This is a genomic window from Streptomyces sp. BL1, from assembly GCF_057628045.1.
In genome coordinates this window covers 2,989,847-3,006,821 of the sequence record NZ_JBXYWZ010000002.1, presented here as the reverse complement: position 1 = coordinate 3,006,821, position 16,975 = coordinate 2,989,847, and the positions used below count along the sequence as shown (strand labels likewise).

Below are 16,975 nucleotides of genomic sequence, written 5' to 3'. Positions count from 1 at the left end.
GCTACCCGGCCATTGTGGCCCGTGAAGAGTGATCCGCCGAGGGCGGGCGCTCCGACGCCACGGAAGCGGCACCGCATGAACACTCGGGGTGCGGAGTCAACGGCTCGGTGTCCGGCAGCAGATGCGGCAGCGTGAACCGCACCCGGTAGCCCGCCGCGCAGCCGCCCTCACCGTCCAGGAAGCCCAGCGCGTACGAAGCCGTCACTCCCGCGACCACCGTCGCCAGTGCCAGGTCACAGGCCGGCACGCCCCCGCGGCGGCGCCCGCCGGTGCGCCACTGGCCCACCACCAGCGGCCATCCGGGCTCCTGCTCCGCGCGGGACCGCAGCATGCAGTCCGCACACGGCGTCCGCCCCGGCAGCACCAGCGGCCCCACCAGACCCGAACCCTCCACAACTCCCCCGTACAGATGCGGAGTTCCCGCTTCCACGAAGCCCTCCGCGGCGGACGGGTCCGGGGCGTACGCCTCCATCCCGTCGCGGGGCGTCAGCACCACCAGGGAGACACCCGGACGTGAACGGGCCCGCCACGGCCGGGCCTGCTGCACCACCTTGCGGGCTGCCGCGTCCCGGCGTTCGCCCGTACCGTCCGCCGGAATGCCGCCGGGCGCGGTGTCCCAGGGCTGCACCTCTCCTCCGTCGACGACATCGACCTGCCCCACTCCGGACGCCGACAGCGTCGCGGCGACCATGGCGCCCACCCGCCCCGCGCCCCGCACCTGCACACAGGCCTCCCGTCGCGCGGTCAGCCGGCGCAGACCCGCACCCGGCGCACGGTGTATGGCGGAGAGCGAGGCGAGGTCGGGGCGCAGCCGGTCACCGACCTGCGCGGAGGCCGCCCGGTCGGCCGTGGCGTCGTCCAGCACGCCGGCGGCGGTGAGCCGTGCCGTCAGCCGGTCGGCCGCTCCCTCGCCGAGCCCGAGCGCCGTCGCCTCCTCCCGCAGCTGCTCCAGGCTGCGGGTGCCGTCCAGCAGACCGAGGAAACACGCGGTCGCGTCGTCCACCGGGCCGAGCAGCACGGCGTGTTCGGGAGTCACACCGAACTGCACGTTCTGCCGGTCCTTCCAGGCCCGCCGCAGCGCGGTCTTGATCATCGGGTGCATCGTGTCCCTCATGGTGTCCCCCTGGGCCCGGTCCGCGGTCGTGCGCTCGTGAATCTCGTGACGGGAGACAGCATGGGGGCGATGCGGGTTCCCGTGGCGCGGGTTTTCCACAGGGTGGGGGTAATAGTCGTACAAGCGGATCACTCACCCGGGTATTTCCGGGGTTCGGCCAGGGACGCGGGACTTCCCGGGGCGCCAACGGGTAACGTCGTGACGTGTCCGCCGACCCGCTGAACACCACCGGCCAGAGCGCGGTCGAAGTGCGCCGCAGCGCGCGCCGACGGCGTACGGTCTCCGCCTATCGCGAAGGTGACCGCACCGTCGTGCTGATCCCCGCCCGGATGTCCGCCGCGGAGGAGAAACGCTGGATCGGCGTCATGCTGGACAAGCTCGCGGCGCAGGAGAGCAAGCGGATGCTGGGCGACAGCGAGCTCGCCGAGCGGGCCGCCTCGCTGTCCCGCCAGTATCTGGACGGCCGGGCCCGTCCCGCCTCGGTCCGCTGGGTCACCAACCAGAACACCAGGTGGGGTTCGTGCACTCCGGCCGAGGGCAGCATCCGGCTCTCGCACCGCCTCAAGGGCATGCCGGAGTACGTCGTCGACTATGTGCTCCTGCACGAGCTCGCCCATCTGCTGGTGCCGGGGCACGGCCCGCGCTTCTGGCGGCTGCTGGAGTCCTATCCGCGTACGGAGCGGGCGCGCGGCTATCTCGAGGGCGTCGTCGCGGCGGACCGGCTGCCGCACGTTCCCGCCACCCGCGAAGAGTGAATTCCCGCCCCCACCCGAGAGCCTGACGTGCCGGCGCGCACAGTCGCCCGAGGAGGCGTGCCCAACTGACCGGCGCCGTACGGATGTCCGGGCCCGCCGGCGGGCGGGCCCGGGTGCGTGCCCGCGCTCTCACACGAGGGCGCGGGCACGTTCCGTCAGGGCCACGACCGAGGCGTCGGCCACGGACGGCACCTCGTCGTACGCGAACCAGCGCACGTCCAGCGACTCCTCGCTGACCGCCTCCACCGCACCTTCCGGCGCGAGCGCCGCGTACTGCACGTCCAAGTGCCAGGCGCACGGCGTGTGATGCCGGTCCAGCCGGACCGGGCCGCCGGGCAGCAGCCGCAGACCCGTGATGCCGGACTCCTCGGTGGCCTCGCGCAGTGCGGCCTCCGCAAGCGTGCCGTCCTGCGGCTCACAGTGGCCGCCCATCTGCAGCCACATGCGCAGCTTCCTGTGCAGCGTCAGCAGCACCCGGCCGCGCGGCGGATCGAGCACAAGGGCGCTCGCCGTGACGTGCCCGTCGGCACACGCCTTCCACATGCCGTCGGAGTGCTCCGACAGATGCTCCCGATACGACTTCCGCAGGGCGTCCTGTCCGTCGTCGGGTGCGGGCCACTCGTCGAGCACCCGCACCGCGTCCTCGTACAGGCTCACTTCTTCCCGTCGTCCTCGCCGGTGTCGTCCTTGCCGCCGTCCTCGGCGCCGGCTGCGGGGCCTTCCCTGCCCGCGTTCCCGGCCGCGTCACCGAGCATCTTGTCCAGCTCGGAGAAGTCCGGCTGCTCGCGGTGCACGAAACCGTCCGGGTCGTCCAGGTCCTCGGCGGTCGGCAGCATGTCCGGGTGCTCCCACAGGCCGTCCCGGCCCTCGGCGCCCTTGGCGTCGGCCAGCGAGGCCCACAGCCGCGAGGCGTCCCGCAGCCGTCGCGGCCGCAGCTGCAGACCGATCAGCGTCGCGAAGGTCTGCTCGGCGGGGCCGCCGGTGGCGCGCCGCCTGCGCAGCGTCTCGCGCAGCGCGGAGGCCGACGGCAGGTGCGGCTCGGCGGCGGCGTGCACCACCGCGTCCACCCAGCCCTCGACCAGCGCGAGCGCCGTCTCCAGCCGGGCCAGCGCCGCCTTCTGCTCCGGGGTGTCCTCGGGCTGGAACATGCCCTGCTGAAGGGCCTCCTGCAGCTCCTCGGGCTTCTGCGGGTCGATCTGGCCGACCACGTCCTCCAGCTTGGAGGTGTCGACCTTGATACCCCGCGCGTACCCCTCGACCGCGCCGAAGAGGTGCGAACGCAGCCACGGCACGTGCATGAAGAGCCGCTGGTGCGCCGCCTCGCGCAGCGCGAGGTACAGCCGGACCTCCTCCTGCGGGACGCCCAGGCCCTCGCCCAGCGCGGACATGTTGCCCGGCAGCAGCGCCGCCTTGCCGGCGGGGCCGAGCGGCAGTCCGATGTCGGTCGAGCCGACCACCTCGCCGGCCAGCACGCCCAGCGCCTGCCCGATCTGCGTACCGAACATCGCGCCGCCCATGGAGCGCATCATGCCGAGCAGCGGGCCGGCCATGGCCTGCATCTCCTCGGGCAGTACGTCGCCCATGGCGGCGCCGACCCGCTCGGCGACCGGGTCGACCAGGTCCTTCCAGACGGGCAGCGTCTCCTCGACCCACTCGGCGCGGCTCCACGCCACGGCGGTGTTCGAGCCGGAGGGCAGCGAGGTCACTCCGTCCAGCCAGTGGTCGGCCAGGCGTACGGCCTCCTCGACGGCCGCGCGGTCGTTCGGCCCGACGCTGGCGTCCTTCGAGCCGTCCTGCGCACCGGCCGCGACGGTCTGCCGCGCGAGGTCCTTGGCCATGTCCCAGTTCACCGGGCCGCCCTCGTACGAGAGCATCTGGCCGAGCTTCTGGAAGGCGGCGCCCAGGTCGTTCGGGTCCATGCCGCCCGCGGCTCCGCCGCCCAGCGAACCGAACATCGCAGCGAGCGGGTTGTCGCCGCCCGCTCCGCCGCCGGGCAGGCCGCCGAAACCGAACGGGTCCGCCGGGTTCTGGCCCTTACCCTGGCCGCTCTCGTCGCCGCTGCCGCCCTGCTTCTTCTTGCCCTCGTCCCCGTCCTCGGGCTCCTCAGGAGGTACGCCGAATCCGAATGGGGTGTCACTCACGGGTTTCCCTCGGCTCTGTGTCGTCGGACGGTTCTATGGATCGACATCAACGGAAGATCCTGCATCTTCTGGTGGGCTCCGCCTCCAGCCTAGACACCTGTCAGGCAGGATGGAGCCTGCGCACCTCGTACCAGAAACAACCGCTGGAGACGCCCGGTGAGTTCCTCCGAGTCCCACGTTCGCGCAGCGCGAACCCCCACGGTCGCCGTCACGGGCGCCGCCTCCGGAGTGGGCGCCCTGCTCACCGAGCGACTTGCGGAATCGGAGCAGATCAAGCAAGTGATCGGCATCGACGAACGGCAGGGCGAGGTCACCGAGGCGCAGTGGCACACCATGGACGTCCGCGACCCGGCCATCGCCGACCGGCTCCGCGGTGACGGCGATCCTGTCGACGTCGTGGTGCACCTGGCGCTCGATCTCGACCTGGAGACCGACCCCGCGGCACGCACCGCGTACAACGTGCGCGGTGCGCAGACCGTTCTGACGGCGGCGGCAGCGGCCGGAGTGCGCCGGGTGGTGCTGTGCACCTCCGCGATGGTCTACGGGGCACTGTCCGACAACGACGTCCCGCTCGCCGAGGACGCCGAACTGCGCGCGACCGCCGACGGAACCGGCGTCGGCGACCTGCTGGAGATCGAGCGGCTGGCCCGCCGTGCGCCCCGCGCGCACCCCGGGCTCAACGTCACCGTCGTCCGTCCCGCCGTCCTCGTGGGCGCCGGGATGGACACCGCGCTCACCCGCTACTTCGAGTCCCCGCGGCTGCTCGTCGTCGCCGACTCGCGGCCCTGCTGGCAGTTCTGCCACGTCGAGGACCTGGTGAGCGCCCTGGAGTGCGCGGTCCTGGAGAAGGTGGAAGGCGAGCTGGCCGTCGGCTGCGACGGCTGGCTGGAGCAGGAGGAGGTCGAGGAGCTGACCGGCATCCGCAGGATGGAGCTGCCCTCCGCCGTGGCGCTGGGCGCCGCCTCCCGGCTGCACCGGCTCGGCATCACGCCGTCCCCGGCGGGCGACCTCGCGTACACGATGCACCCCTGGGTCGTCAGCGGCTCCCGGCTGCACGACGCCGGATGGCGCCCGCGCTGGACCAACGAGGAAGTCCTCGCCGAACTGCTGGAGGAGGTCGCCGGCCGGCACACCGTCGCGGGCCGCCGCCTCGGCCGTACGGAGGCGGCCACCGCGGCGGGTGCGGCCGGTGCGACCGTCGCGCTCCTCGGTACGGCGGCCCTGGTGCGCAGGGCCCGGAAACGCCGCGGACTGTGACGCCCCCCGCGCTGCGTTCCGGCCCGGCGACACGACCGGGAACAGTCAGGTGTTCCGTTGCCCCCGTCCGTACGGCAGCATGAACGCCATGGCACAGACGTACGACCATCCCGGCGAGCAGGCGGCGGCCGACCCGGTCCGGCTGCTCGGGATCCGCGAGGAGCCGCTCTCCCTGGACGAAGTGTTCGCGGCGGTCGGTGACGACGCCGCGGGCGGCACCGCGCTCTTCGTCGGCACGGTCCGCGACCACGACGGCGGCGCCGACGTGGCGGGGCTCGGATACTCCTCGCATCCCACGGCCGAGGCCGAACTGCGCCGTGTCGCCGAGAAAGTGGCCGCCGACTTCCCCGTCCGCGCGCTTGCCGCCGTGCACCGGGTGGGCGATCTGACGGTGGGGGATCTGGCCGTGGTCGTCGCCGTCTCGTGCCCGCACCGCGCGGAGGCGTTCGACGCCTGCCGGCGTCTCATCGACGATCTGAAGCACCAGGTTCCGATCTGGAAGCACCAGTCCTTCGCCGACGGCACAGAGGAATGGGTCGGCGCCTGTTGACCGTGGGACCGCACAGGCGGAACCCCCTCAACTCCTTGTGCCGGAGCGGGTAATTCGGCTTGCGTAACCGGCCCCCGGGCCAGACCGTTGACTCTCGGGTGGTTAATCTGCTCATCAGCCGGTTATCCGCATGGGTACGGCACACTCACGTGGAGTCAGGAGGTCTGCATGGCGTCTCTCGCCTGGTTGCTGATTCCGGTCGCTGCCGCGGTCGTGGCAGGTGTGTGGGGCAGTTGGGCCGGCCGACGACGCAGCTCCGTCCCCGATGTGGACGGCGTCGAAGGCTATGAGCGGTTCCGTGCAGCCATGGAGCGTCCGCGTCCCGACAGCGGCAAGGAGGCCGACGACGGCCACCGCTCCGAGAGCCCGTCAGAACGCGCTCCGGCGCTGGCCCCGGACGGACCGGCCCGGACGGCTGACTGACTGAGCCGTCCCGTACTGTCGGGGCATGCCACGCCGTACCGGGACGATACTCACGTCGACGCTGATCCTCATCGCGCTGCTCTGTGCCGCGGTGCTGATCCCGGTGCCGTACGCGAAGATGTCGCCCGGTCCGACGGTCAACACGCTCGGCGACCACGGTGGCGAGCCCGTGCTCGACATCAAGGGGCACAAGCAGTACGGCACCTCGGGGCATCTCAACATGACGACGGTCCGTGTGACCGCTGCCGACTACAGGATGAACGTGGCGGAGGCGGTCTACGGATGGCTGCGTCACGACAGCGCGGTGGTCCCGCACAAGACGCTCTATCCGGACGACAAGTCGGCCCAGGAGGTCGACGAGCAGAACGCCGAGGAGTTCAGCGCCTCGCAGGAGAGCGCGAAGGTGTCGGCGCTCAAGGAGCTTGGCATTCCCGTCAGTTCACACGTCATCGTCGCCTCGGTCGTCAAGGGCGGCCCCGCGGAGGGCACTCTGCACGCCGGTGACGTCATCCGTGCCGTCGACGGTACGGCGGTGAAGAAGCCGGAACAGGTGGCCAAGCTGGTCACGAAGCGCAAGCCGGGTCAGCGGGTCACGTTCACCGTCATCCCCGCGGCCAAGGCGGAGGCCGCGGGCAAGAAGGGCGAGCAGCCGCCCGTGCGGGACCAGAAGCGGGTCACGCTCACGACGAAGAAGGCCCCGGACGACAAGCGGGCCATCGTCGGCATCCAGCCGGGTACGGGGCACACGTTCCCGTTCGAGATCGACATCAGGCTGGCGGACGTGGGCGGGCCCAGCGCCGGCCTCATGTTCGCGCTCGGCATCGTCGACAAGCTGACGCCCCAGCAGCTGACGGGCGGCAAGTTCGTGGCCGGCACGGGGACCATCGACGACGACGGCAAGGTCGGCGCGATCGGCGGCATCCAGATGAAGACCGTCGCCGCGCGGGCCAAGGGCGCCCACTACTTCCTCACCCCGGCCGGCAACTGCGCGGCTGCGGCGAAGGACAAGCCGGAGGGGCTCACGCTGGTGAAGACCCGTTCCATGCACGACGCGACGGCCGCGCTCAAGAAGATCCGCAGCGGCGACACGTCCGGACTGCCGCTCTGCAAGGCGAGCTGACGGACCGTCGGCGGGCCCGCGGAGCGCGGGCCCGCCGAAGTGACGTCACCGGACGGCCGCCCCGGGCTCAGTCCTCCAGGGTGGCCGAGAGCGCCTGCGCCAGGCCGGGCACGAGGTCCGCGCCGGTCAGCACCTCCGTCGTCGCGTCCTTCTCGCGCAGCCGCACGGCGGACTCCCGGGTGCCGTCGCGCAGTACGGCCACCGTCATCCGTACTTCCTGGCGTTCGGGGTGGCCGGCGACCCATTCCGAGAGCTGCTCCTCGGCGCCCTCCTGCTGGAGGTCCTCCGGTACGGAGTCCTCGGCGGAGGGCGGCAGCATCAGCCGTTCCACCGTCATCGCGCAGCCGGCGACGGCGCCGGGCCAGGCGATGGTCGCGAGGAATTCGTCCAGCGGCGTGCCGCTGGGCAGTTCGTCCTGCTCCACCGGGGTGAGATTGGACTGCGGGGTGTCACTGTTCTCGCCGTCCTCGTCCAGGCCGAGCTGTCCGGCCAGAACGGGCTCCTGCGCGCGCAGTTGTGCGGTGTCGACCAGGGCGAAGAGCCTGGCGGGCTGGTCCCAGCCCAGGCCCGCCGCGTACTCGTCGATTTCGAGTACGGCGCGGGTGAGGGGAGGGGCAGCGAGGGGCGTGCCGTCATCAGGAAGGTTGTTCATGTCCTTATCGTGCCGCCTAAGACCCCGGAAACGGGAACTGAGTAAAGCTTGAGTAAGTTGCACAGGTGGGCTCTACGATGCGGGCTCTGCTGATCGACGTTCCAACCACTGCGAATCTTCGAGGTGCGCACCTTGGCTTTCCAGATGCCGGACCGGGGCTCAGGCGGTCCCTCCGGACCGCGGATCAGAGTGGGCCGGCCCTCCCGGCGCGCGCGGACACTGCTGCTGACAGTGGGTGTCCTCGCGGTCCTGGCCATGCTCTTCGTCATGTTTGCCGGGTTCTGGACCGACTGGTTGTGGTACCGATCGGTGAACTACAGCTCGGTCTTCACCAAGACCCTGCTGACAAAGGCCGGCATGTTCGTCGTGTTCGGCCTGCTGATGGCCGCCGCCGTCGGCTTCAACATCTGGCTGGCCCACCGGCTGCGTCCGCCGCTCAGCGCAATGTCGCTCGAACAGCAGAGCCTCGACCGGTACCGGATGGGCATCGCACCGTACAAGAAGTGGCTGCTGCTGGGCGTCACCGCGCTGGTCGGGCTGATCTCCGGCGCCTCCGCTGCCGGCCAGTGGCGCACCTGGCTGATGTGGGTGAACGGCACCTCCTTCGGCACCACCGACCCGCAGTTCCACAAGGACGTCTCGTTCTACGCCTTCGATCTGCCGTGGTACCGCTTCCTGCTGAGCTTCGGCTTCGCCGCCGCCGTGCTGGCGCTGCTCGCCGCCGCGCTGGTGCACTATCTGTACGGCGGCCTCCGCATCACCACTCCCAGCGCCCGGGCCACCTCGCAGGCGACCGGCCATCTCTCCGTACTGCTGGGCGTCTTCGTGGCGCTGAAGGCCGTGGCGTACTGGCTCGACCGGTACGGACTCGCGGTGAAGTCCGGTGACTTCAAGGCCACCGACAACTGGACGGGCCTGAAGTACGTCGACGCGAACGCCTATCTGCCCGCGAAGACGATCCTGTTCTGCATCGCCATCATCTGTGCCGTGCTGTTCTTCGCCACCATCTGGCGGCGCACCTGGCAGCTGCCGGTCATCGGTTTCGGTCTGATGGTGCTCTCGGCGATCCTGATCGGCGGTCTCTACCCGGCGATCGTGCAGAAGTTCCAGGTCTCGCCGAACGAGCAGGCCAAGGAATCGCCGTACATCAAGAAGAACATCGACGCGACGCGCGACGCGTACGACATCGACGACGCCGAGGTGTCGCCCTACTCGGGCACCAGCAAGGCGGACAACGAGACGCTGCGCACGGCCGCGGACAACACGGCCAGCATGCGGCTGCTCGACCCGAACGTCGTCTCGCCGGCGTTCCAGCAGATCCAGCAGGTGCGCGGGTACTACCAGTTCCCCGCCACGCTGGACGTCGACCGCTACAAGGACAGCAAGGGCAACGACCAGGACACGGTCATCGGCCTCCGGGAGATCAACACCAACGGCATCCCGGAGAAGAACTGGATCAACGAGCACTTCAAGTACACCCACGGCTTCGGCGTCGTCAGCGCCAAGGGCACCACGACCGACAAGGACGGCGCCCCGGCGTTCACCGAGAAGGACCTGCCGCCGCAGGGCTCGATGGGCAAGTACGAGGGCCGGATCTACTACGGCGAGAAGACCTCGCAGTACTCGATCGTCGGCGGCCCGCAGAAGGAGCTCGACTACGCGGACTCCAACGGCGAGAAGACGTACACCTACCAGGGCAAGAGCGGAGTGAACCTGGGCAACCCGGTCAACCGGGCCGCCTACGCCATCACCTTCGGCGAGCCGCAGATCCTGTACTCGGGTGCCATCGGCGACGGTTCGCGGATCCTCTACAACCGCACGCCGAAGGAGCGCCTGGAGTCCGTCGCGCCCTGGCTGAGCATCGACGGCGACCCCTATCCGGCGGTGGTCAACGGCCGGGTGAAGTGGATCGTCGACGCGTACACGACGTCCAACAGCTACCCGTACTCGTCGCGGACGACCCTGGGTTCCAGCACCGAGGACTCGCTCACCGACGCGCAGCGCTCGGCGATCACCCAGCAGAACCGGGTCAACTACATCCGCAACTCGGTCAAGGCGACGGTCGACGCCTACACCGGCAAGGTCGAGATGTACCAGTGGGACAAGAAGGACCCGGTGCTGAAGACCTGGATGAAGGCCTTCCCGGACACCGTGAAGCCGAAGAGCGAGATCAGCAGCCAGCTGATGGACCATCTGCGGTATCCCCAGGACCTGTTCAAGGTGCAGCGCGAGCTGCTGACCCGCTATCACGTCACGTCGCCCTCGCAGTTCTACAGCGGCAGTGAGCGCTGGCAGATCCCGAAGGACCCGACGCACACGGGCAGCGGCGCGGTCCCGCCGTACTACCTGAGCATGAAGATGCCGGACCAGCAGAGCCGGAAGTTCCAGCTCACCACCACGTTCAACCCGAATGGGCGGGACACGCTGGGCGCCTTCATGGCCACCGACGCGGACGCGCGCAGCAAGGACTACGGCAAGATCAGACTCCTGAAGCTGCCGTCCAACACGACGGTTCCCGGGCCGAAGCAGGTACAGAGCAAGTTCAACTCCGATCCGAAGATCGCCGAGTCGCTCAACCTCCTCAAGCGCGGCGACTCGCAGGTCGAGTACGGCAACTTGATGACCGTGCCCATGGAGGGCGGACTGCTCTACGCCGAGCCTGTCTACGTACGCGGTACCGGCAACAACTACCCGCGCATGCGGAAGGTGCTGGTGACGTACGGCGAGAAGATCGCCTTCGAGGACACCCTCGGCCAGGCGCTCGACAAGGTCTTCGGCGCCGACGGCGGGGCCGAGGAGACCGATCCCGGACAGGGAGACACCGGCACCAAGCCGCCCGCCTCCGGCAACGCCGGCGTGCAGAACGCCCTGGAGGACGCCCAAGAGGCGTACGACGCGGGCCAGAAGGCGCTGCAGAAGGGCGACTGGGAGGCGTACGGCAAGGCCCAGAAGGACCTGCAGAGCGCCCTGAAGGAAGCCGAGGACGCAGGCCAGGGAGCGAAGAAGCCGTAGTCGGAACCACCCCGTGACGTGGTGTAGAGTTGTGCACACAACGGCGCGGGGTGGAGCAGCTCGGTAGCTCGCTGGGCTCATAACCCAGAGGTCGCAGGTTCAAATCCTGTCCCCGCTACTGGAAAGGGGAAGGGCCCGGAGTCAACGGACTCCGGGCCCTTCTTCGTTGGCACGAGTGGTTCTCAAGGCCCGTTGTTGACAAGCGGTTTGAGGAGTCGCCGTGTCGGGAAGTCGACAAACCTCTGAAGTGACCTCACTGGCTGCGGTATACCAGGTGTACGCGGGTTGCAGGTGGTGCGACGATGGTGCTTATGGGGGACATGGTGAGGCTCAATGGTCCACCGGGGACCGGGACGGGCCGGACGGGAAACGCTGACGCCGGCGACACGGCGGCGCTGAGTCTGCTCGGCGCGCAGCTGCTGCGCCGGGGAGATCTCGACGGCGCCGAACCGCATCTGCGGGCGGCCACCGCCGGAGGCGACCGTGCCGCGGCCAACAACCTCGGTGTGCTGATGCATCAGCGCGGCTGCCCCGACGAGGCGGCCGGCTGGTGGCGCATCGCCGCCGTCGCCGGATCGGCCGCCGCGGCGCACGCGTTGGGCCGGCACCACCGTGAGCGCGGCGACGAGCCCGCCGCGTACTACTGGCTGCGCCAGTCCGCCGAGTCGGGGCACGCGCTGGGCGCTTACGCGCTCGCCGACCTGCTGGAGCACCACGGCGAGGACGGGGCCGAGGAGTGGTTCCGCGCCGCCGCCGAACACGGTCACCGCGAAGCGGCGTACCGCATCGGCCAGATCGTGGCGGACCGCGCCGGTCTCGACTGCAACAGCCCGCGCGACAGCGCCCGTTCGGATGTCCGTACGGACGCGTCCGCGGATGCGCCCGTGGACGCGCAGCCGGCCGGAGAGGCCGACGGGGAGGCCGAACGCGAGGCCGAGCAGTGGTACTTGCAGGCGGCGGCCCGCGGTCACCGCAGGGCCGCGCTGCGCCTCGGCACCATCCTGGAGCGGCGCGGCGAGCTGAAGGAAGCCGGCCGCTGGTACCTCACCGCGGCGAAGGACGGCGAGGCACGCGCCGCCTGCGCGCTCGCCTTCCTGCTGCGGGACGCCGGGGACGAGGAGAGCGCCGCGGTCTGGTGGCGCCGCGCGGCCGAGGACGGCGACGGCAACGCCGCCAACGCCCTGGGCGCGCTGCACGCCGAGCGCGGCGAACGCCAGGCGGCCGAGCGGTGGTACCGCGTGGCGCTCGAAGCGGGCTGCGACAACGGCGCGTTCAACCTCGGACTGCTGTGCGCGGCACAGGGCCGCATCGCGCAGGCCGAGCAATGGTACCGCCGTGCCGCGTACGCAGGTCACCGTGAGGCGGCCAACGCGCTCGCCGTGCTGCTGCTGCAGCGCGGCGACGCGGACGGCGCCGAGCCGTGGTTCTCCAAGGCGGCCGAAGCCGGCAGCGTGGACGCCGCGTTCAACCTCGGCATCCTGCACGTGGGCCGCGGCGACGACCGTACGGCGCGCACCTGGTACGAGCGTGCGGCCGCCTCCGGGCACGCCGAGGCCGCCCTGCAGGTCGGCATCGCGCTGCTGCGCGAGGGCGACGAGACGGCCGCTGAAGGGCAGTTGAGGTGCGCCGCGGACGGCGGCAGCGTCGAGGGCGCGTTCCGGCTGGGCACGCTGCTGGAGCGGCAGCACTCGCCGGCGCCGCAGGAGGCGGGCCGTCCGGCGGAGCCCCGCGCCGCGTTCGAGGAGTGGTACGAGCGGGCGGCCGAGCGCGGCCACCGCCGCGCCCAGGTGCGGCTCGGCATGTGCGCGGCGGCGCGCGGCGAGGTCGTCGACGCGGCGCGCTGGTACCGCGCGGCGGCCGAAGCGGGCAGCGCGCACGGCGCGTTCAACCTCGGCCTGCTGCTGGCCAGGGAGGGCGGCGAGCCGGAGGCGGCCCTCTGGTGGCGGCGTGCGGCCGAGGCGGGGCACGGCAGGGCCGCGCTGCGGCTGGCCCTGATCCACGCGCGGCGCGGCGAGTTGGCCGAGGGCCAGGAGTGGTGTGCGCGTGCGGTCGAGCTGGGCCCGGCCGAGGTGGCCGAGCGCGCGGCGCGGCTGCGCGAGGCGCTCGGCACGGAGCTGACGGCATAGGGGTCCGCCCGTACGGGACACACCGTGCGGGCGGGCCCCGCCGCCCGTCCGCACGGCCCACCGCGGCGTACCGCCGAGGTGAACGGGACGTGATTTGCGCTGGTCGCAGGCGTGTGGTTAAAGTAGTGCACACAACGGCGCGGGGTGGAGCAGCTCGGTAGCTCGCTGGGCTCATAACCCAGAGGTCGCAGGTTCAAATCCTGTCCCCGCTACTGAAGGATGAGGCCCGGATCCCAAGGATCCGGGCCTCATCTGTTGTGCCCGCCCCTTCAGGGCTTGTGGCCGACGGCCTCCGCGTACAGCTTCCGGTCCACGAGCTGTTCCTCCGGCAGGGCCTTGCCCTTGGTCACCCCGGCGTCGAGGTAGGCCTTCTGCAGCCGGGCCGCGGTGCCCTTGCGGATCTCCCAGTCCATGCGCAGCGACGGTACGGACTTCAGCACCTTCGGATCCTGCTTCAGCAGCCGCGCCAGTTCCGCGGCGAAGACGGGGTCCTTCTTGTAGTCCCCGGCGAAGTACGTGTTGACGGTGCGGATGTAGGCGCGGAGCAGCGCGACGCCCGCGTCGACGTCGTCGCCCAGCAGGTTCGGCCCGTAGAGGGCGCCGCCCAGCGGCTCCCCGACGGGCTGGCCGCCGAGGAACGCGTAGCGCCGGTCGCCGTCGACCTTGCGCCAGACCGGGTCGAGCAGCCACGCGGCGTCGGCGCCGCCGCCGGTCATGGCGGTGAGGACGTCGGCGGAGCCGAGCTGCTGGAAGGTGACGGAGTTCATGTCCGCGCCGTGCCGGGCGAAGATGCTGTCCATCGGGTACGCGATGACGGAGCCCTTGCCGATCATCGTGCCGATCTTCCGGCCCTTCATCCGGGCGGACTTCGCCGTCTCGCCCTGCTTCAGCTTCACCCACAGTCCGCTCTTCGAGGACGGGGCGGGGGAGAAGTTGCCGGCGACCCAGCGGATGTCGAAGCCGCCGTGGATGCCGTTCACGACTGCGGCCTCCGGGGCCGCCCAGAGCGCGTCGATCTCGCCCTTGGCCAGCAGGGGGAGGGCCTCGGGTGTGGGCAGCACCTTCAGGTCGACGTCGAGGCCCTCCTTCGCGAACTCGCCCTTGCGCAGGGCGAGTCGGAGCGGGGCCACGTACTCGGCGCTGAGGGTGCCGGTGGCGATGGTGAGCTTGCGCTTCTTCTGCAGGGGGCGCGGGGCGGGGGCGCCCTTCGCACAGCGGGCGGGGGAGCGGTCGCGGGCGAGGTCGCCGGGGTCGGTCCAGGCCCGGTCGCCGCATCCGCGCACGGGTCTCACCTCACGGGACGCGGTGCTGATGGAGCCGTTGTCCTGCGCGGCGCTGCAGCCCGCGGACAGCAGCAGCGCCGTGGCGAGGGCGGCCAGGGAACGAGGGCGCACGGGGACCTCCGTGGGACGGCGTGGGGTGCGGGCGGCGGCGTCACGACTGACCGCGGCCGCGGTCCCGTGGCGCCCAGGGGGTGAGGAACCGGCCGGTGAGGCGCACGACTTCGGAGAAGACGACGCCGAGCAGCGCGACGCAGACGATGCCGGTGAACATGACGTCGTTCTGGAACAGCGCGCGCGAGTCGAAGATCAGGTGGCCGAGCCCGTCGGTCGCGGCGATGGACTCCGAGGCGACGATCACCAGGACGGCGACGCCGGCGGCGATCCGCGCCCCGACCAGTACGGCGGGCAGCGAGGCGGGCAGCAGGACGTGCCGGAACATCTGCCAGGGGCTCGCCCCGAAGACCCGTCCGGCGTCCCTGTGGCCCGCCGGTACGGCCAGTACGGCGGCCATGGTCGAGATCCAGACGAAGAAGAACACGGTGGCTGCCACCAGGGCGATCTGCGGGCCCTCGCCGAGCCCGAACATGTTGAGGAAGACGGGCAGCAGGGCGAGCTTCGGCACCACGTACAGCGCGTCGAGCATCGGCTCCAGTGCGGCCCGTACGAGGGGCAGCGAGCCCATCAGCAGGCCGAGCAGATAGCCGGACACGGTGCCGATCAGATAGCCGGCCAGTACGCGCCGGAGGGTGGCCCACACGTCGGGCCACAGGGTGCCGTCGGCCGCGCGTTCCCAGCCGTCCGCGAGGATGGCGGACGGGGCGGGGTACACGCGGGAGTCGATCCACTGCTGTGTCGCGGCCAGTTGCCACAGCAGCACCAGGACGACGGGAACGGCCACCGCGAGACAGAGCTCGCCCGCGCGCCGCCGCCGGTACGTACGCTCGGGCGCCGCTTCACCGGGTCCGGGCCGGCGCAGCAGCAGTCCGTTGTGCTGCCCCTGCCGGCCCGTGGCCGGTACGGGACGCTTCGCTTTCCGGTCGATTGTGCTCACTGGGTGACCGCCTCCGTCCGGATCGCATCTCCCACCTCACCGCGCAGCAGGTCCCACAACTCGTCCTTGAGTGCCGTGAATTCGGGTGTGGAGCGCACGTCGCCGGTGCGCGGACGGTCGAAGGGCGGGCGGCGTTCGGCGATGATCCGGCCGGGCCGCGCCGACATCACCAGCACCCGGTCGCCGAGCACCAGGGCCTCTTCCAGGCTGTGGGTGATGAACAGTGTGGTGGTGCGGGTCGACTGGGTGAGGGCCAGCAGTTCGTCCTGCAGGATGGTGCGAAGCTGTGCGTCGAGAGCGGCGAACGGTTCGTCCATCAGCAGGATTTCGGGTTCGACGGCGAGCGCCCTGGCGATGGCCACACGCTGCCGCATGCCCCCGGAGAGCGCCGACGGGTAGGCGCCGGCGAAGTCGGCGAGTCCGAGCCGCGCCAGCCAGCGACGGGCGCGCTCGTCGGCCTCCGTGCGGGGCACACGCTGGATGTCGAGCCCGAAGCGGACGTTGGCGAGCACGGTCTTCCAGTCGTAGATGCCGTAGTCCTGGAAGATCATCGCCGCGGGGTCGCGTGCCTCCGTACGGATGGCCAGTTCGCCCGCGGAGGGGCGGAGCAGTCCCGCGGCGATGCGCAGGAGTGTCGACTTGCCGCAGCCGGAGGGCCCGACGAGGCAGACGAACTCACCCGCCGCCACGTCCAGTTCGAGCGGGCCCAGCGCGGCCAGCTGCCGGGAGCGCCGCCCGAAGGACCGGGTGAGCGCGGTGGCGCGGAGCTTCGGCGAACTCGCTGAGGTGTCCATTGCGGCGGACGATATGACGACCCGTCAGATAACGGAAGAGCCGTGCGCGCGGACGGTCGCGGGGCGGCGACAGCGGCCGGATCCGACACGGGAGCATGCGCGCATGCGAAGGGCCCGCCCTCCGTACGGAGTGCGGGCCCGTCTCTCCGTGCCGCCGGCGTGCGGCGTCAGGAGGAGGCGCAGTTGGGGCAGATGCCGCGGTAGGTGACCGTGGCGTCCGCGATGGTGAAGCCGAACCGCTCGCCCTCGGGGAGGCTGGCGACGGGGTCGCCCGTCGGGTGGACGTCCCGGATGGCGCCGCAGTTGGAGCACACCAGGTGCTGGTGCGCATGGCGGGCGTTCGGGTCGTACCGCTTCGCCCGGCCGTCCGTGCTGACCTCGATCACCTCGCCGATGGTGACGAGCTCGCTCAGCGTGTTGTAGACCGTCGCCCGCGCGATCTCCGGCAGCTTGTCCGCCGCCCGCGCGTGCACCTCGTCGGCCGTGTAGTGGACGTGTTCGCCATCGAGCACCTCGGCGACGACTCTCCGCTGCGCGGTGAGCCGCCAGCCGCGATCCCGGAGCCGTTCCAGCAGGTCACTCATGTCCACAGGGTACCAAAGCCCGGTCCATGGAAAGAACCCGTACGAGTTTCGGCTTCATCTTGACTTGGACAAAGTCCAATGTAGGATCGAGTCAGCGTTGGCCAAGGACAGGC

15 protein-coding genes and 2 tRNA genes are annotated in these 16,975 nt (G+C 71.0%); 9 read left to right on the top strand and 8 right to left on the bottom strand.

The annotated features are described in order from the left end of the window. Position 1: 1 nt before the first annotated feature. Complete coding sequence (locus tag AC3AGO_RS13190) at positions 2 to 1,102, bottom strand: ThiF family adenylyltransferase (protein WP_487824642.1); 1,101 nt, start codon at positions 1,100 to 1,102, stop codon at positions 2 to 4. A 215-nt stretch (positions 1,103 to 1,317) separates the two neighbouring features. Between AC3AGO_RS13190 and AC3AGO_RS13185 the strand changes: the two genes are divergently transcribed. Next, positions 1,318 to 1,869, top strand: a complete 552-nt coding sequence (locus tag AC3AGO_RS13185; protein ID WP_487820368.1) for a M48 metallopeptidase family protein — start codon at positions 1,318 to 1,320, stop codon at positions 1,867 to 1,869. A gap of 129 nt (positions 1,870 to 1,998) precedes the next feature. Here the strand turns inward: AC3AGO_RS13185 and AC3AGO_RS13180 are convergent, their stop codons facing one another. Then, positions 1,999 to 2,526 (bottom strand): NUDIX hydrolase, encoded by a 528-nt coding sequence (locus tag AC3AGO_RS13180; RefSeq protein ID WP_487820367.1) that lies wholly within the window; start codon positions 2,524 to 2,526, stop codon positions 1,999 to 2,001. Beyond that, positions 2,523 to 4,010 carry a zinc-dependent metalloprotease gene (locus tag AC3AGO_RS13175; RefSeq protein WP_487820366.1) on the bottom strand — a complete coding sequence of 496 codons (1,488 nt, stop codon included), beginning with the start codon at positions 4,008 to 4,010 and terminating at the stop codon, positions 2,523 to 2,525. The genes AC3AGO_RS13180 and AC3AGO_RS13175 overlap by 4 nt, the downstream gene beginning before the upstream one ends. 156 nt (positions 4,011 to 4,166) lie before the next feature. Here AC3AGO_RS13175 and AC3AGO_RS13170 point away from each other — a divergent pair, with 156 nt between their 5' ends. The 4 genes from AC3AGO_RS13170 (at position 4,167) to AC3AGO_RS13155 (ending at position 7,360) form a co-directional block, all read left to right on the top strand. Further along, the gene (locus AC3AGO_RS13170) at positions 4,167 to 5,267 is read left to right on the top strand and encodes an SDR family oxidoreductase (protein ID WP_487820365.1); all 1,101 of its coding nucleotides are present in this window, start codon (positions 4,167 to 4,169) and stop codon (positions 5,265 to 5,267) included. Between the two features lie 88 nt (positions 5,268 to 5,355). Continuing rightward, positions 5,356 to 5,817, top strand: a complete 462-nt coding sequence (locus AC3AGO_RS13165; RefSeq protein WP_487820364.1) for a molybdenum cofactor biosynthesis protein MoaE — start codon at positions 5,356 to 5,358, stop codon at positions 5,815 to 5,817. Between the two features lie 168 nt (positions 5,818 to 5,985). Beyond that, the gene (locus AC3AGO_RS13160; RefSeq protein ID WP_487820363.1) at positions 5,986 to 6,240 is read left to right on the top strand and encodes a hypothetical protein; all 255 of its coding nucleotides are present in this window, start codon (positions 5,986 to 5,988) and stop codon (positions 6,238 to 6,240) included. Between the two features lie 25 nt (positions 6,241 to 6,265). Then, entirely contained in the window at positions 6,266 to 7,360 is a 1,095-nt protein-coding gene (locus AC3AGO_RS13155) for a YlbL family protein (RefSeq protein ID WP_487820362.1), read from the top strand. 67 nt (positions 7,361 to 7,427) lie between these two features. Here the strand turns inward: AC3AGO_RS13155 and AC3AGO_RS13150 are convergent, their stop codons facing one another. Continuing rightward, positions 7,428 to 8,012 carry a PPA1309 family protein gene (locus AC3AGO_RS13150; RefSeq protein ID WP_487820361.1) on the bottom strand — a complete coding sequence of 195 codons (585 nt, stop codon included), beginning with the start codon at positions 8,010 to 8,012 and terminating at the stop codon, positions 7,428 to 7,430. A gap of 123 nt (positions 8,013 to 8,135) precedes the next feature. On the opposite strand from AC3AGO_RS13150, the gene AC3AGO_RS13145 reads away from it, so the two are divergent. The 4 genes from AC3AGO_RS13145 to AC3AGO_RS13130 all read left to right on the top strand — a co-directional run bounded on the left by AC3AGO_RS13145 (position 8,136) and on the right by AC3AGO_RS13130 (position 13,362). Continuing rightward, positions 8,136 to 11,024: a UPF0182 family membrane protein gene (locus AC3AGO_RS13145; RefSeq protein ID WP_487820360.1), complete on the top strand. Its 2,889-nt coding sequence runs from the start codon at positions 8,136 to 8,138 to the stop codon at positions 11,022 to 11,024. 44 nt (positions 11,025 to 11,068) lie between these two features. Continuing rightward, positions 11,069 to 11,142 (top strand) — tRNA-Met (locus AC3AGO_RS13140). A gap of 193 nt (positions 11,143 to 11,335) precedes the next feature. After that, positions 11,336 to 13,150: a tetratricopeptide repeat protein gene (locus AC3AGO_RS13135; protein ID WP_487820359.1), complete on the top strand. Its 1,815-nt coding sequence runs from the start codon at positions 11,336 to 11,338 to the stop codon at positions 13,148 to 13,150. Between the two features lie 138 nt (positions 13,151 to 13,288). Further along, positions 13,289 to 13,362: transfer RNA gene (locus AC3AGO_RS13130), tRNA-Met, on the top strand. Between the two features lie 57 nt (positions 13,363 to 13,419). On the opposite strand, the gene AC3AGO_RS13125 is transcribed toward AC3AGO_RS13130, so the two are convergent. From AC3AGO_RS13125 to AC3AGO_RS13110, 4 genes are all read right to left on the bottom strand, one after another. Next, positions 13,420 to 14,544 (bottom strand): ABC transporter substrate-binding protein, encoded by a 1,125-nt coding sequence (locus AC3AGO_RS13125; RefSeq protein ID WP_487820358.1) that lies wholly within the window; start codon positions 14,542 to 14,544, stop codon positions 13,420 to 13,422. Between the two features lie 40 nt (positions 14,545 to 14,584). Continuing rightward, positions 14,585 to 15,415, bottom strand: coding sequence for an ABC transporter permease (locus tag AC3AGO_RS13120; RefSeq protein ID WP_487824641.1), 831 nt, complete (start codon positions 15,413 to 15,415; stop codon positions 14,585 to 14,587). A gap of 65 nt (positions 15,416 to 15,480) precedes the next feature. Continuing rightward, a complete protein-coding gene (locus tag AC3AGO_RS13115) occupies positions 15,481 to 16,278 on the bottom strand; it encodes an ABC transporter ATP-binding protein (RefSeq protein WP_487820357.1) in 798 nt (265 codons plus the stop codon). A 167-nt stretch (positions 16,279 to 16,445) separates the two neighbouring features. Next, positions 16,446 to 16,862 (bottom strand): Fur family transcriptional regulator, encoded by a 417-nt coding sequence (locus tag AC3AGO_RS13110; RefSeq protein ID WP_487820356.1) that lies wholly within the window; start codon positions 16,860 to 16,862, stop codon positions 16,446 to 16,448. Between the last annotated feature and the right edge of the window lie 113 nt (positions 16,863 to 16,975).

What these genes read in the sequence shown, in the direction of transcription:
- AC3AGO_RS13160 (WP_487820363.1), top strand. Translation starts at nt 5,986, where the DNA reads ATGGCGTCTCTCGCCTGGTTGCTGATTCCGGTCGCTGCCGCGGTCGTG.
- AC3AGO_RS13165 (WP_487820364.1), top strand. Translation starts at nt 5,356, where the DNA reads ATGGCACAGACGTACGACCATCCCGGCGAGCAGGCGGCGGCCGACCCG.
- AC3AGO_RS13115 (WP_487820357.1), bottom strand. Translation starts at nt 16,278, where the DNA reads ATGGACACCTCAGCGAGTTCGCCGAAGCTCCGCGCCACCGCGCTCACC.
- AC3AGO_RS13110 (WP_487820356.1), bottom strand. Translation starts at nt 16,862, where the DNA reads ATGAGTGACCTGCTGGAACGGCTCCGGGATCGCGGCTGGCGGCTCACC.
- AC3AGO_RS13135 (WP_487820359.1), top strand. Translation starts at nt 11,336, where the DNA reads ATGGGGGACATGGTGAGGCTCAATGGTCCACCGGGGACCGGGACGGGC.
- AC3AGO_RS13155 (WP_487820362.1), top strand. Translation starts at nt 6,266, where the DNA reads ATGCCACGCCGTACCGGGACGATACTCACGTCGACGCTGATCCTCATC.
- AC3AGO_RS13190 (WP_487824642.1), bottom strand. Translation starts at nt 1,102, where the DNA reads ATGCACCCGATGATCAAGACCGCGCTGCGGCGGGCCTGGAAGGACCGG.
- AC3AGO_RS13150 (WP_487820361.1), bottom strand. Translation starts at nt 8,012, where the DNA reads ATGAACAACCTTCCTGATGACGGCACGCCCCTCGCTGCCCCTCCCCTC.